Source organism: Edaphobacter lichenicola, assembly GCF_014201315.1.
In the GTDB taxonomy this organism is placed as follows: domain Bacteria; phylum Acidobacteriota; class Terriglobia; order Terriglobales; family Acidobacteriaceae; genus Edaphobacter; species Edaphobacter lichenicola_B.
On the sequence record NZ_JACHDY010000005.1, the window covers coordinates 52,702 to 66,600 of the forward strand.

A 13,899-nucleotide genomic window follows, 5' to 3' on the forward strand; every position below is an offset into this window, starting at 1 on the left:
GGTCACTTCGTGACTTGTGTACCTAGTCTGGGCGAGGCGCGCTGCTTCGGTCCTCCCGCTGGTCGGAATTGGACCTAGTGCTGTGAGAGGGAGAGGGTGTTGCCGTCGGGGTCGGCGAACCAGGCTACCTTGGCGGTGCCGCCGGGCGCGGTCCAGACGCCGTCGGGACTTTGCTCGAAGTGGGGATAGCGGGTGAATGTCAGGCCTTTGGCGGAGAGATCGGCTACGGACTTGTGGATGTCCTGGACTTGCCAGCCGAGGATGGTGAAGGGCGCGGGAGTAAAGTTGCCGACGCGAACGATGCGGATCATGGTGCCGTTGGCTTCCATGACGAGGGCGAATTTGTCGTCGTCGATGAAGCGCAGGCCGAGGAGGCCCTCGTAGAAGCTGCGGGACTGAGCGGCGTCGCGGGTGGGGATGAAGGCGATGATGGGCGTTTGGCCTAGCATGGGGACCTCGCTGGATGGCTAGTTTATAGCGATTTTGGGTTGGGTGGGTGAAAGATTCTGTCCTGCCGGACGGGCCGCCTGCGCGGCGCGCGGTCACTTCGTGACTTGTGTACCTTGGGGGGTAGTGACCGGCGCTGGTCCTCCCGTTGGTCGGAAGCGGGATGCAGGTCTAGTGGTGGTCGGTTTGTTGCAGGGGATTTGCGAGCCTCTGGTCCTGCGGTTGGGCAGAGCTGTCTGGGCGGGAGGCGAAGCGGGTGGTGGGGAAGGCTGCGGGGTAGTTCTGCTGGATCCAGGCGGTCATCTTTTCGCGGACGAGGCAGCGGAGGTCGAAGTTTTCGCTGGAGTTGCGCGAGCTCATGAGGCAGCGGAGCTCCATGGAGCGGTCGGTGAGGTTGGTGACCTGGAGGCCGCAGACCTGTTTGTTCCAGAGCGGCGAGGGGTGGACGATGGATTCGAGTTGCTGTCGGAGGGCTTCGACGGGGATGGAGTAGTCGACGTAGAGGAAGGCGGTGCCCATGATGTCGGAGGACTCGCGGGTCCAGTTCTGGAAGGAGTTTTCGATGAAGTAGCTAAGGGGCACGATGAGGCGGCGGAGGTCCCAGATGCGGATGACGACGTAGGCGGAGTTGATCTCTTCGATGCGGCCCCACTCGCCCTGGACTACGACGACGTCGTCGATGCGAATGGGTTCGGTGACGGCGATCTGGAGGCCGGCGAAGAAGTTGGCGGCGGTGGATTTGGCGGCGGTGGCGAGGATGAGCGAGGCGATGCCGGCGGAGGCGAGGAGGCCGGAGCCGTAGTGCCAGATGCGCGGGTCGTTGAAGGTCCAGAGGAGGGCGCCGATGTCGATGATGACGACGAAGCTGATGAGCATGCGGCGGAAGAGCTGGAACTGGGTGTGGACGCGGCGGGCCTGGATGTTGTTTTCGGCGTTGAGGTCGTAGCGCCGGAGCATGACGGACTGGAGGACGTAGATGCAGCCGACGGCGAACCAGCCGAGGGCGGCGACCATCGCCATGATGAAGCACTGGCGGATGGTGTCTTCGAGCTTGTCGGAGAGGCCGGGTACGGCGGGGAGGATGAGGAGGAGACAGGTGAGGAAGAAGATCGCGCGGGCGGGTTTGCCGAGGTAGCGCTGAAGGCCCCAGCCGAAGCTCTTGCTCTCCTCTTCTTTGCGGCGCAGCAAGCGAAAGAGGGCGTAGTGGACTACGTTTGCGAGCACGATGGCTGCGCAGAGCAGGAAGATGACGAAGAACCAGGTGTGACGGAAGTGCGGAACCTCCAGCGCAAGCAGATTCAGATGCGGGGTAGGGAGGCTGGGCGGGCTGAGCGCGAGTTGGTTCAAGGTTGCTCCGTCTGCTTCGCTGTTTAGATGCAACGAAGCTGAGAGCAGTTTAATATCTGGTGGCTCGGCTGGGTGTGACAGCGCTATTTATGTTGAAGGTGGTCGAGGCTGTCGAGGACCGCCTTCTCGAGGGCGATGCGCTGGTCGGAGTAAGAATGGTCGGTTGCCATGTGGATTGCGGTGACCTCCTGATTGCCGGCTTTATGGAGGGCTTCAACGAAGGCGTCGTTGGAGGGCGCGAGGCCGTCGTCGGAGGTGATGACGAGCATGGGACGGGTGGCTAGTTTCGGAGCGAGCGCGGGGATATTCCATGCGGTTGCGTTGGCGACGACCTCTTTGGCGAGGCTTTCGGGGGTGCATCCGGCGAGCGGGGCCATGCCTTCTGCAGCGAGGTGTGAGGCGAGAGCGGCGACTGCTGCGTCTCTCTGATCGGGTTTGATGGATTGAGCTCTGTCGACGCCCATATCGGCCGCGGAGATGAGGCCGACGGCTTTGATGGCGGGGTCTTGTGCGGCGACGTAGCGGGCTATGAAGCCACCCATACTGTGGCCGACGAGAACGATAGAGGACGGATCGGAGTGAAGCTTCTTTGCGTTGGCGGGGTCGCGCAGGTAGGCGATGGCGGAGTGGGTGTCCTCGATGGAGTGGGTGAAGGAGAAGTCGCCGGGGGAGCCCCAGGAGCCGCGGTAGTCGAAGTAGACGACGTCCCAGCCGTCGCGGCGGATGGCCTGTGCGAGATCGAGATTTTTCTCGTTGCCGGGGAAGCCGTGAAGTAGAAGGACGACGGGATGTGGGGCCGGGCCGGGTGCGATGTAGGCGAGCGCGTTGAGGAGGGCGCCGTGACTTGGGATTTGAAAGGTTTCGAAGGCGGCGGGGTTGGTCTTGTCGTGGGCGGGGTCGGTGGTGATGGCGGTGGGAAGCTGCTGGGCATGGAGCGGATGGAAGAATGCCGCACAGAGAAGCATGCTCGCGGCAATGATCTTGAGGGTAGACATGCGTTGATTGTAGATAAGGTACGGTAGTCCTCATAGAATGTATTCATGAGAATCCATAATCAGCTTAGGTCAAGCTGGATAGTGACCGCCTGCTGGATATGGACAATGACGTCTGTAATGTCGGCTCGAGCGCAAGGGATTCCCGGGAATGACAGCGGTTGGAGGAACTTATCTAGGGTGAGCCACAACAGCTCATTGATGTTCATCAAGAAAGACGCTACCTGTGAGAAAGGGGCTGTTCTGAAAGTTGATGCATCAAGCGTAACGATAGCCCAATTTGATAAGAAAGACGTGACTATTCAGATACAGGACTTACTGCAGGTTGGTGAGGGTGGTCCGCATAACCTTGTATTCAGTGCGCGATCATCTTGGAGCGATGTAATCGGTGCAAAACCTGGTCACGCAGAAGCACTTTCGATTACAAAGAAAGATGGCACGAAATACACGGGCAGACCAGTTTCAGTCTCGGGTACCGAGATTACTCTCAAGGGCCTTACGAGGAACGAAACACTTGCGAAGGCAGACATAGCAACCATCGATTACATACGCCAAAAGCCATTGACGGACACGGAAGAGTACCTGGCGCAGGAAGCGCCCTACCTGCTGTTATTTTCTCCAAAGAGTTACGTAGTTGCTATGGGGCTGTCACCCACGCTGGATGTGCGCCTGTTCGATGTATCGAAGCCCGAGGACAACTCACAAGTGGGTTGTAACCAAACGAAATCTGAGCCGCCTCTAAAATAGAACTATGAGCTTTTCGGAACAGTTCGATGTGGTGGTGGTGGGTGCGGGACACGCTGGTTGCGAGGCGGCGATGGCGGCTGCACGGATGGGGCTGCGCACGGCGATCTTTACGTTGAATCTGGATCTGATTGCGCAGATGAGTTGTAACCCCGCGATTGGTGGGATTGCGAAGGGGCACCTGGTGCGTGAGGTGGATGCGCTGGGTGGCGTGATGGGTGAGGTTGCGGATGCTACGGGGATACAGTTTCGTCTGCTGAATACCTCGCGAGGGCCGGCGGTGTGGTCGCCGAGGGCGCAGTGCGATAAAGCGCTCTATCGCGTGAAGATGCGCGAGGTGCTGGAGGAGCAGAAGAATCTCTTCATCAAGCAGGCTGAGGTGGTGGACCTGATTGTGGAGGACAGCGAGTCGGCGAGTCAGCGAGTTGGCGAGTTTTTGCCGACCCGTGTGGTGCGGGGGTTGAGGCTGCGAGATGGGCGGGTGATTCATGCTGCGGCGACGATTGTTACGACAGGAACGTTTCTGAATGGGTTGATTCATTGCGGGGAGCAGCAGTACACCGCCGGGAGAAGCGGGGAGCCGGCGAGTGTGTTGCTGGGGGAGGCGCTGAAGCGGCTGGGGCTGCGGGAGTGCAGGCTGAAGACGGGGACGCCGCCGCGGCTCGATGGCCGCACGATTGACTGGAGTCAGTTTCAGGAGCAGCCGGGGGATGAAGACCCGACGCCGTTCAGCTTTAGATCAGCGAGTCAGCGAGTTAGCGAGTCAGCGGGTCAGCATTGGGTGCCGGAGTTGCGGCAGATCAACTGCCATATCGCGCATACGACACCGGAGACGCTGCGGCTGATTCGGGAGAATGTGCATCGGTCGCCGATGTATACGGGGCAGATTGAGGCGATTGGGCCGCGGTACTGTCCTTCGATTGAAGACAAGATCGTGCGGTTTCCGGAGAAGACGCGGCACCAGTTTTTTCTGGAGCCGGAGGGGTTGAATACGCATGAGGTCTACATCAACGGCATGAGCACGAGCCTGCCGATGGAGATTCAGGCGGCGATGGTGCGGTCGATTCCTGGGCTTGAGAACGCAGAGATGCTGCGGCCGGGGTATGCGATTGAGTATGACGCGATCGATCCGACGGAGCTGGATCGTACGCTGCGGGTGAAGTCGTTTGCGGGGCTTTATCTGGCGGGGCAGATCAACGGCACGAGCGGGTATGAAGAGGCTGCGTGCCAGGGATTGATGGCGGGGATCAATGCGGCGCTGGCGGCGCGGGCAGCCCTGAGCGGCGAACCAGAGGCGGGCTTTACGCTGGATCGGACGGAGGCTTACACGGGTATTTTGATTGATGATCTGATCAGCAAGGGGACGAATGAGCCTTACCGGATGTTTACTTCGCGGGCGGAGTATCGGCTGCACCTGCGGATCGACAATGCGGATAGCAGACTGACTCCGCATGGGCGGCGGCTGGGGCTGATCGATGATGCCGCGTGGGCGGAGTATGAGGCGAAGCAGGCTCGGGCGGCGGCGTTTGAGAGGCTGTTGGGTTCGGCGCGGGTGCGGGCGGAGGAGTTGCCGATTGCGCTGCGGGAGAGGCTGGATGGTGACGCGGCTGGGATCAGCGGGCAGACGTTTGCGCAACTTTTGAAGCGGCCGGAGGTGCCGATCGAGGAGGTTGCACCGGTGCTTCGGGAGAGGCTGCGGGATGCGGAGGAGGTGCTGGGCGGTTGGGTGGCGGCGATGGATGCTGCGGGGGATGCGAAGCTGCCGGCGTGGGTTCGGAATGAGATGAAGACGGTGGAGACGGAGATTAAGTACTCGGGGTATCTGGACCAGCAGCGACGCTCGATGGAGAAGATGCGGAGGGCGGAGAAGCGGGGCATTCCGGGGTGGTTCGATTATTCGACGGTGAGCGGACTTTCGAGCGAGATGAAGGAGATTCTGACGAGGGTGCGGCCGCAGACGATTGGTCAGGCTAGCCGAATTGCTGGGGTTACGCCTGCTGCGGTTAGTTTGATTCATGTCTTTATCGAGATTCAGGGCAGGGCTCGGGTGGCTTAGGTTTTTGTGCTCGGGTGTCCTGCCGGACGGGCGCCCTACGCGTGGCCACCCCGCAAACGAAGACCTGTTTGCGGGGACCCCGGTTCGCGGCGGTCACCTCGTGACGGGTATACCCCTTCGGTTGGAGCTCCCGTTGGTCGCTGCATTGAAATGTAACCGTTGGTGGGGTTTGGGCGTCCAAGGTGGGAAGGGTTGGTGCGTGATGAGTTCTGCTTGGAAGACAGGTTTGATCGTGCTGGGTGTGGTGGTGGTCGCTTTGATCTTGTTTGGAAGGGGAAAGAGCATGGTGATGGGGGCGGAGAGGAAAGAGCCGATTCCGGCTCCTGCGATGGATGAGCCGCATGTTGCGGCAACGCATGAGACTGCGGTGTTTGCAGGGGGCTGCTTCTGGGGCGTGCAGACGGTGTTTCAGCGGGTGAAGGGGGTTACGGCTACGACTGCGGGGTACTCGGGTGGATCTGCGTCTACGGCTACTTATGATCAGGTTTCTTCAGAAGGCACGGGACATGCGGAGTCGGTGAAGATTGTGTTTGATCCGGCGAAGGTTAGCTATGGGACGCTGCTGCGGATCTTCTTTTCGGTGGTGCATGATCCTACGCAGTTGAACCGGCAGGGGCCGGATGTGGGGACTTCTTATCGTTCGGTGATTTTTTACACGTCGCCGGAGCAGGAGAAGGTGGCTAAGGCCTATATCTCTCAGCTGGATGCGGCGCATGTGTTTCCCAAGCCAATTGTGACTGAGGTTACGCCGCTGAAGGCCTTCTATGACGGGGAGGACTATCACCAGGACTATGCGGAGAAGAATCCTAACAATCCGTACATTCAGGTCTGCGATGTGCCGAAGATGGCGGCTTTGAAGCAGCAGTTTCCTGATCTTTTTCAGGATTACAAGCACAAATAATTTTGGGCTGGTGGGGCTGGGGTGAAGGTCCGTTTTTGCAGGGGTTTTTGCGAAATCGTGGTGTCTGGACGTGGTTTTTTGGGTGGCTGGACGTGGTGGAATGTGTGGTGAACGTGGTGTTGATGCACCACACATTCTGGCCGCTGAAAATGCGCCAGGTTTTCGGGATTTATTTTGGCCTGTGGCTGGGAAAGGCGAAAATGCGGGGGGGCTCTCGACTGCATTACGCGATGAGACTGCGTGACTTCGGTCGAGATGACGGTTTCTTGGGGTTGGGCTGGGTGGGGGCACGGGCGAGATGCGGACGGATACCGCAGAATGCATCGGTTCGCTGCAACTGAGAGATGTGGCCGCAATCCACTGCGTGACAGACGGTGAGACTGTCTGTCGCTTCGGTCGAGAGGACGATGTTTGGGGCGGGGACAGAAGAACGAACAATGGCAAAGGACTAAATACAGGGATCCTTCACTCCGTTCAGGATGACGACTTCAAAAAATGGTGGTGCTTAGAGTGCGGGTTATTGAGTGACTTCGCCCTCGGGTTCGTCGGTGGGGTTTTCGATCTCGGCCTCGAAGCCTTCGAGGAGGCGATTGAGGAAGGCTTCGGGGTTGGTGTCCTTGTTTTGGAGCTGGTGGGCGAGGGCGATGTGGCGGGCGAGGTCGGCGAGGACGATGCCCCAGGCGAAGGGATCCTCCCAGGCTCCGCTGCGGATGCTGACGTGCTGACCCTGTTCGGCGATCCAGACGCGGAGTACCTCGAAGGAGGCTTTGTCGCGCTGTGCTTCTTCGGGGATTGCTAAGGTCTTTTCTGCTCCCATGAAGTCTCTCTTTTCTTTGTGTCTTCTTTTTGTGTCTTCGGTCAGCTCTCGTCTTCGGTCATTCGGCGAAGATCGTCTGCGGTTGGAATACCAGGCATCCCGGCGAGGGTTGATGGTTCGTCGAGGAGTATTCGAATCTTATCGAGCTTCTTCTGCTCGACTTCGAGCATCTTCGCCCAGACGCGTTTTTCTTTGTAGGCGTAGAGGAGCATCTCCAGAAGTTGTTCGCGTGTGAGATTGGAGAGCTTGCTTCGCGCTTCGTCTTCGTCAAACTCAGGGATGTACTTGTCCAGGTTACTGCTCATCTGTGAATTAAACCCTTTGGTATGTGGGAAACCCGTTGATAACGGCAGGAAAGCGCTTGTTGCAACGGCCCCTGCAACAGCGGAGAATAGAGCCATTATGGCATCTTTTGCTCAACTGAATGTGTCGGAGGGTCTGCCGGCATCGATACACACCGAGGTTGCCATTCTGGGGGCGATGCTTCTTGATGGGCTTGCGGTCAACGATGCGACGGGAAGGTTGAAGGCGGAAGATTTTTCGCTTGATTCGCACCAGCGCATCTATCGGGCGATGGTCGACATGATGGCGCTGGGGCACGGTATCGACTACATGACCGTTCGTGTGGAGCTGGAGCGCAGGCGTGAGATTGATTCGATTGGCGGGCCGGCGTATCTGGCTTTTTTGACGGAGGGGATTCCGCGCAACTTCAACATCGAGAGCTATGTCCGGATTGTGAAGGACAAGAGCCTGCTGCGACAGTTGATGGCCATCTTTGGCGACGGACTGACGCTTGCGTCGGACCAGTCCGAGGAGGCGATTCATGTTCTGAGTAATGTCGAAGCCAAGCTGTCGGAGGTGGCCGATAGCGCGATTCAGTATGGCTTTTCGGACATTGCGACGATTGTGAAGGAGTCGTTTGGGTCGATTGACGCGCTGTATGAGCAGGGGCGCGAGGTTACGGGGCTGGCGACGCACTACATTGAGTTCGACCGGATGACGAGCGGGTTGCAGGAGTCGGAGCTGACGATTATTGCGGCGCGGCCTTCGATGGGCAAGACGGCGTGGGCGATCAACATTGCGGAGAATGCGGCGGTGCGCGGGGGCAAGGTGGTGGCGGTGTTCTCGCTTGAGATGAGCAAGGCGAGTCTGCTGCGCAGAATGCTGGCCTCGCAGGCGCTGGTGAACTCGAAGGCGATTCAGACGGGAATGTTGATGCGCGAGGACCGGGCGAAGCTGATCGCAGGCCTCGAGCGGCTGATGGAGTCGAAGATGTTTATCGACGATACGCCGGGGATTACGCTGGCGGAGATGCGGGCGAAGGCGCGTCGGCTGAAGCAGCAGCATGGGCAACTTGATCTGATCGTGATTGATTATTTGCAGCTGATGACGGGGTCCTCGGGGTCGCAGAAGGGATTTGAGAATCGGACGCAGGAGGTCTCGGCGATCTCGCGTGGGCTGAAGGCGCTGGCGAAGGAGATGAAGGTGCCGGTGGTGGCGCTGTCGCAGCTCTCGCGTGCGAGTGAGCAGAGGGGTGGGGATAAGAAGCCGCTGTTGAGCGATCTGCGCGAGTCGGGTTCGATCGAGCAGGATGCGGACGTGGTGTGCTTTATTCATCGCGAGGAGTACTACGACCGGGAGAATGAGGATCTGAAGGGCAAGGCGGAGATCATTATTGCGAAGCAGAGGAATGGGCCGACGGGGAGTATCCAGCTGGCGTATCTGTCGGACTATACGCGGTTCGAGAATCTGTCGCATGCTGGGGATTCGGGCGGGTACTAATGTCCTGCCGGACGGGCGCCCTGCGCGGGCGGCGATCACTTCGTGATTTGTATACCCCTTCGGTTGGCGCTCCCGTTGGTCGCGAGGAAGATTGATTCCGACCAACGGGAGGACCACGCGAAGCTTTAAAAAGGCGTGCGAACGCCCGCTCTCCGCGCAGGAGGCCCGTCCGGCAGGACCTAGTCTCTCAGTGGGTAAACTGCGTGCCGTCGGACCAGTGGTCAACAACTACCATGAAGATGGTCATCCGGTCTTCGGGGACATTGCCTGCAATCACTGGCACACCCGGCTGATTGGCTTCCCAACTCTTAGTCGAGTCGCCCGGAACGTACCACATCATGTGCGGATGCCAGTGCACGTCATTGTCGCTTAGATACTGCTGCTTCGACATCATGTAGCAAATCGCATTCGGCTCGAGCGTCGGGAGTTCTTTGCTCTCCCATGCCGCTTTGAGAGTCTGCGCGATTTCTGTCTTTGACTTTCCCGCGAGCACCAGGGTGGTCTTCCTCAGGACAATGGGCAGATAGGTCTTCGCGGCTGGCGCATTCAGGCAGTGGGGGGCTCTGATTTTGGGGCTCCAGAACTCCGGGTCGTCAGTGGACTTGGCCCATGACCGCTCGACCAGACAAACAAAGCCATTTCCGCCCTTCGCGGCTGTGACGTATCCGTCCTTCGTGAACACCAGCACCTCTGCCTGGTCCGAGATAGATGCGGGAGCGGCACTGCGGGCCAGCTCGATCTCGGAAGACTTGTCGGGGATGAGGTACTGATCGAGAGGAGCGGCGGTGGGATAGGGAGCCGGTGGCCCCTGCGCTTGTACCTGCCGGGTTGCGCCGGGCAAAGCAACTCCCACAAAACATACGAGGGCGAGAAGACTGATCACGTTCTTCGTCATGGCATTCTCCAGAAAGGAATTCTCAGGACACGAATCTTCCGCTTCCGGTTGGCGCATATTGGGCCCATATCGCCACGCTGCTGCGGTGCGGATAGTAGAGCACAGAACGCCACTGCGAGGTGCCGGTGGCGCTCACGCTTATAGACGAGTAGAGACGCGCTTGGTTATCGTGCTTGGTTATCGTGCTTGGTTGTCGCACTAGGGCTTCGGCGCTGTGGCGATTGCGTTGAGGCTGGTGATGGTTTCGGGTGGGAGTTCGAGGGTTGCGGCTTTTAGGTTCTCGCGCAGGTGGTCGAGGGATGAGGTGCCGGGGATGAGGAGCATGTTGGGGGAGCGGTGGAGGAGCCAGGCCTGGGCGACCTGCATGGGGGTGGATTGGAGGGAGGCTGCGGCTGCATCGAGCGTTGCGGACTGTAGCGGCGTGAAGCCTCCGAGGGGGAAGAAGGGGACGTAGGCTATGCCTTGCCGGGTGAGGTCGTCGAGGAAGGCGTCGTCGGTGCGGTGGGCTACGTTGTAGAGGTTCTGGATGCAGACGATGTCGGTGATTTTTTGCGCTTCGGCTAGCTGCTGGGGGGTGACGTTGCTGAGGCCAAGGTGGCGGATGAGGCCCTGGGCTTTGAGTTCGGCGAGGACGGTGAGGGGGGCTTCGATGGAGCCGTCGGTTGGGCCCATGACTCCTCCGACGCGGAGGTTGACGATGTCGAGTTTTTCGAGGGCGAGGTTGCGGAGGTTGTCGTGGACGGCGTCGATGATGTCCTGGCGGGAGAGGGCTGGGTTCCAGGATGCGTCTGCGCCGCGGCGGGCGCCTACTTTGGTGACGATGACGAGGCCGTCGGGGTAGGGGTGGAGGGCCTGTTTGATGATCTGGTTGGTGACGTGGGGGCCGTAGAAGTCGCTGGTGTCGATGTGATTGACGCCGGCGGCGATGGCTTCGCGGAGGACGGCCAGGGCTGCGTCTAGGTCGCGCGGTGGGCCGAAGACGTGGGGGCCGGCGAGTTGCATGGCTCCGTAGCCCATGCGATTGACGGTCATTGCGGTGCCGGGGAAGGTGAAGGTTCCGGCTAGATTTGTCTGTTGCGTCATGCTGTTGCTCCTTTTTGTCAGTGGGCGGGTGCGGTTTTGTCGGTGCGGTGCTTGCTCTTGTCGTGGTTACCTGTGGTTAGATGAAGAAAGCCTCAGGTTAGGAGTTCGCATTTGACCCAACGTTCTCAGATGCTGCTGGAGCCGCGTAAATCGCCGGTGCAGGCGCGTTCGGCTGCGAGTGTGGATGCGATTCTGGAGGCGACCATTCAGGTTTTGTTGAGCGTGGGCAAGGAGCGGCTGACGACGACGAAGGTGGCGTCGCGGGCGGGGGTGTCGGTGGGGACGCTGTATCAATACTTTCCGAATAAGAGTGCGTTGTTGCAGGCGGCGTTGACGCGGCATCTCGATGAGGTGGCCGGGGCGATGAGCAGGGTGTGCAGGGAGGAGCGGGGAAAGAGTCTGAAGGAGATGGCGACGGCGCTGATCAACGCATTTCTTGAGGCGAAGATGAGGGATGCGAAGACGAGTGTGGCATTGTACTCGGTGAGCTCGGATGTAGATGGGGCGAAGATTGCGCTGAGAAACGGCATAGAGACGAATAAGGCGCTTGTTGGGATGCTGATAACGGCGCGCGATCGGGTGACGAAGGATCCGCAGATTGTGGCTTCGATGTTGATGAGTGCAATGGCCGGGGTGAGCCGGAGATTGCTGGAGTCGGGTGATCCGGAGAAGCACTTTGAGGGTTTGCGGCAGGAGTTGGTGTTTCTGGTGTGCGCTTACCTGAAGGCTTGTACCGTGCGGGAATCTGCCTAGGAAACAGGTGCCTGAGTGGATACGGGTGGGTGGATTTTTGATTAGATTTGGTGAAGGCTCCTGACAGTACGGTGTCAGTAGGGTGTCAGTATGCTTCGTCTGTGTTCGTAAGGTCAGAGGAGGCAATATGAAGGAACAGCCTAAGTCAGGGGCGGTTTGGTTCGAGATTCCGTGTGCCGATCTGGATCGGGCAGCGAGGTTTTACGAGACGATTCTGGATCGCAGGATGAAGAAGGATGACTTTGGCGATCCGGGCGATCGGATGCGCTTCTTTCCGGCGGCTCCCGGGGGCGTGAGTGGGGCTTTGGTGAAGCGGCCGTTCAGAAAACCAGGTCGGGGTGGGACGATGGTGTATCTGAACTGCGATGGGGAGCTGGATGCTGTGATTGCCCGGGTTCGTGAGGCTGGCGGGTTGATGCTGATGCCTCGCACGGTGATTCCTGGTGGGCATGGCGCGTTTGCGTGCCTGAAGGATACGGAGGGGAATCACATTGGTCTGCATACTTCGGTTTGAGTGTCCTGCCGGACGGGCCCGCTGCTCGCGGGGAGGTCACTTCGTGACGGGTATACCCCTGCGGTTGGCGCTCCCGTTGGTCGCGAATGAGATATCTTCTGCCGACCATCGGGAGGCCCTGGGCGAAGCCGGTATACACCCCACGAAGTGGGTAGGATAGGTGCATGCGACGGGCTGACCGACTCTTCCGGATCGTACGAGTGCTGCGCGGGGGCAGGTTGCAGACGGCGCGGATGCTGGCGGAAAAGCTGGAAGTGTCGGAGCGGACGATCTATCGCGATGTGCGCGATCTTCAGATCTCGGGGATGCCGATTGAGGGAGAGGCTGGAGTTGGCTATACGCTGCGGCGGGATATGGACCTGCCTCCGCTGATGTTTACGCGGGATGAGTTGACGGCGCTGGTGCTGGGGGCGCGGATGGTGCAGGCGTGGGGCGGGGCGGCGAGTGTGGCTTCGGCGGATCAGGCGTTGCAGCGGATAGAGGCGGTGCTGCCGGCGGATCTGCGGGAGCGATTGGATTCGATTCTGATGTATGCACCGGGGCACAGAATGGTGCAGCCTTTGAAGGAACGGCTGGATCTGCTGCACGATGCTTGCGTGGGCAGGCGGGTGGTGGCGTTTTGCTATGCGAAGGAGGATGGGCAGAGCAGTGAGCGCGCGGTGAGGCCGCTGGCGCTGTACTTCTGGGGCGGAGCGTGGACGCTGGCGGCTTGGTGCGAGTTGCGGAAGGACTTCAGGGTGTTTCGCATCGATCGGATGCAGGAGGTCGATGTGCTGGGGCGCGAGTTTGTGCAGAAGAAGGGGCAGAGGCTGGAGGACTTTGTGAAGCAGGCAGGGAAGCCGCCTTATGTCTCCGAACCGGCTGTAGCGGCGAGTATCGTGCAGGGTTAGTTTACGAGGTAGGTCGCTGGCCGTGAGGAATCGCCGGTTCGGTTGTGTGTGGGGGTGAAGGTGGTTCTCGGTGTCGCCAGACACTCGGAGACGCGCTTGAGCATGTCGGTGGGGTGAACCGGCTTGGTGAGGGTGGTGAAGTCGTGGCCGGCGTTGCGTGCTTCTTTCAGGAGATCGACGGTGGCGGCCTGCCCGGAGAATAAGAGGATCTTGCAGGTGGGAATCATCTGGGTGACGGCGATGGCGAGTTCGACGCCGGTCATTCCGGGCATGACTACGTCGGAGATGATGAGGTCGGGTGTGGCACGTTGGGCGATTTCGAATCCTGCGAGGCCGTCGTAGGCGGTGAGGGTGGAGAAGCCGCTGCGAGAGAGGATCATCGAGAGGGTGTCGGCGATGACTCGCTCGTCGTCGACGATGAGGACGACTGGCCTGGTTCTTTTGGGGACGGCGACTAGGTCTTCGGTGGGGACTTCTGCGACGGGGACGACTTCAATCTGCAGCTTTGCTGTTTTGGCGGCCATGGGTTTTGCCTCTACTTTGACCGTAGACCGGTTTGGTTGATACGGGTTAACTCTTTTAGATCTGTCAGTTATGGGGGAGGTTAGGGCGTGTTGAGAGTGTGTCGAGAAAAGCAGCCTGTCAACTTGATAGTGCATCTGTTTCTGTTTAGTGCTA

The 13,899-nt window shown here is 59.6% G+C and carries 15 protein-coding genes; 7 read left to right on the forward strand and 8 right to left on the reverse strand.

Annotated elements, in window-relative coordinates; translation table 11 throughout:
• Positions 1–74: 74 nt before the first annotated feature.
• The 3 genes from HDF09_RS15655 to HDF09_RS15665 all read right to left on the reverse strand — a co-directional run bounded on the left by HDF09_RS15655 (position 75) and on the right by HDF09_RS15665 (position 2,789).
• On the reverse strand, positions 75–449 hold the full coding sequence (locus HDF09_RS15655) for a VOC family protein (protein WP_183768010.1): 375 nt from the start codon (positions 447–449) through the stop codon (positions 75–77).
• Between the two features lie 169 nt (positions 450–618).
• The gene (locus tag HDF09_RS15660; protein WP_260181365.1) at positions 619–1,794 is read right to left on the reverse strand and encodes a mechanosensitive ion channel family protein; all 1,176 of its coding nucleotides are present in this window, start codon (positions 1,792–1,794) and stop codon (positions 619–621) included.
• 83 nt (positions 1,795–1,877) lie between these two features.
• A complete protein-coding gene (locus HDF09_RS15665; RefSeq protein WP_183768012.1) occupies positions 1,878–2,789 on the reverse strand; it encodes an alpha/beta hydrolase family protein in 912 nt (303 codons plus the stop codon).
• 177 nt (positions 2,790–2,966) lie between these two features.
• On the opposite strand from HDF09_RS15665, the gene HDF09_RS15670 reads away from it, so the two are divergent.
• The 3 genes from HDF09_RS15670 (at position 2,967) to msrA (ending at position 6,487) form a co-directional block, all read left to right on the forward strand.
• On the forward strand, positions 2,967–3,533 hold the full coding sequence (locus HDF09_RS15670) for a hypothetical protein (RefSeq protein WP_183768014.1): 567 nt from the start codon (positions 2,967–2,969) through the stop codon (positions 3,531–3,533).
• Positions 3,534–3,537: 4 nt separating this feature from the next.
• Complete coding sequence (gene mnmG / locus HDF09_RS15675) at positions 3,538–5,586, forward strand: tRNA uridine-5-carboxymethylaminomethyl(34) synthesis enzyme MnmG (RefSeq protein WP_183768016.1); 2,049 nt, start codon at positions 3,538–3,540, stop codon at positions 5,584–5,586.
• A 283-nt stretch (positions 5,587–5,869) separates the two neighbouring features.
• The gene (gene msrA, locus HDF09_RS15680) at positions 5,870–6,487 is read left to right on the forward strand and encodes a peptide-methionine (S)-S-oxide reductase MsrA (protein WP_406704943.1); all 618 of its coding nucleotides are present in this window, start codon (positions 5,870–5,872) and stop codon (positions 6,485–6,487) included.
• Between the two features lie 517 nt (positions 6,488–7,004).
• Here the strand turns inward: msrA and HDF09_RS15685 are convergent.
• Positions 7,005–7,304: a DUF5076 domain-containing protein gene (locus tag HDF09_RS15685; RefSeq protein ID WP_183768018.1), complete on the reverse strand. Its 300-nt coding sequence runs from the start codon at positions 7,302–7,304 to the stop codon at positions 7,005–7,007.
• Positions 7,305–7,345: 41 nt separating this feature from the next.
• Positions 7,346–7,609, reverse strand: coding sequence for a hypothetical protein (locus HDF09_RS15690; protein ID WP_183768020.1), 264 nt, complete (start codon positions 7,607–7,609; stop codon positions 7,346–7,348).
• A 97-nt stretch (positions 7,610–7,706) separates the two neighbouring features.
• Between HDF09_RS15690 and dnaB the strand changes: the two genes are divergently transcribed.
• Positions 7,707–9,086 (forward strand): replicative DNA helicase, encoded by a 1,380-nt coding sequence (dnaB, locus tag HDF09_RS15695; RefSeq protein ID WP_183768022.1) that lies wholly within the window; start codon positions 7,707–7,709, stop codon positions 9,084–9,086.
• Positions 9,087–9,273: 187 nt separating this feature from the next.
• On the opposite strand, the gene HDF09_RS15700 is transcribed toward dnaB, so the two are convergent.
• Entirely contained in the window at positions 9,274–9,981 is a 708-nt protein-coding gene (locus HDF09_RS15700; protein ID WP_221270178.1) for a hypothetical protein, read from the reverse strand.
• Between the two features lie 198 nt (positions 9,982–10,179).
• The gene (locus HDF09_RS15705) at positions 10,180–11,064 is read right to left on the reverse strand and encodes an aldo/keto reductase family oxidoreductase (protein ID WP_183768024.1); all 885 of its coding nucleotides are present in this window, start codon (positions 11,062–11,064) and stop codon (positions 10,180–10,182) included.
• A 111-nt stretch (positions 11,065–11,175) separates the two neighbouring features.
• Between HDF09_RS15705 and HDF09_RS15710 the strand changes: the two genes are divergently transcribed.
• From HDF09_RS15710 to HDF09_RS15720, 3 genes are all read left to right on the forward strand, one after another.
• Positions 11,176–11,817 (forward strand): TetR/AcrR family transcriptional regulator, encoded by a 642-nt coding sequence (locus tag HDF09_RS15710; RefSeq protein WP_260181366.1) that lies wholly within the window; start codon positions 11,176–11,178, stop codon positions 11,815–11,817.
• Positions 11,818–11,944: 127 nt separating this feature from the next.
• Positions 11,945–12,331 (forward strand): VOC family protein, encoded by a 387-nt coding sequence (locus tag HDF09_RS15715; protein WP_183768025.1) that lies wholly within the window; start codon positions 11,945–11,947, stop codon positions 12,329–12,331.
• 164 nt (positions 12,332–12,495) lie between these two features.
• A complete protein-coding gene (locus HDF09_RS15720; RefSeq protein ID WP_183768027.1) occupies positions 12,496–13,221 on the forward strand; it encodes a helix-turn-helix transcriptional regulator in 726 nt (241 codons plus the stop codon).
• Here HDF09_RS15720 and HDF09_RS15725 read toward each other — a convergent pair.
• Positions 13,218–13,745, reverse strand: a complete 528-nt coding sequence (locus HDF09_RS15725) for a response regulator (protein WP_183768029.1) — start codon at positions 13,743–13,745, stop codon at positions 13,218–13,220. The genes HDF09_RS15720 and HDF09_RS15725 overlap by 4 nt on opposite strands.
• Positions 13,746–13,899 lie beyond the last annotated feature (154 nt).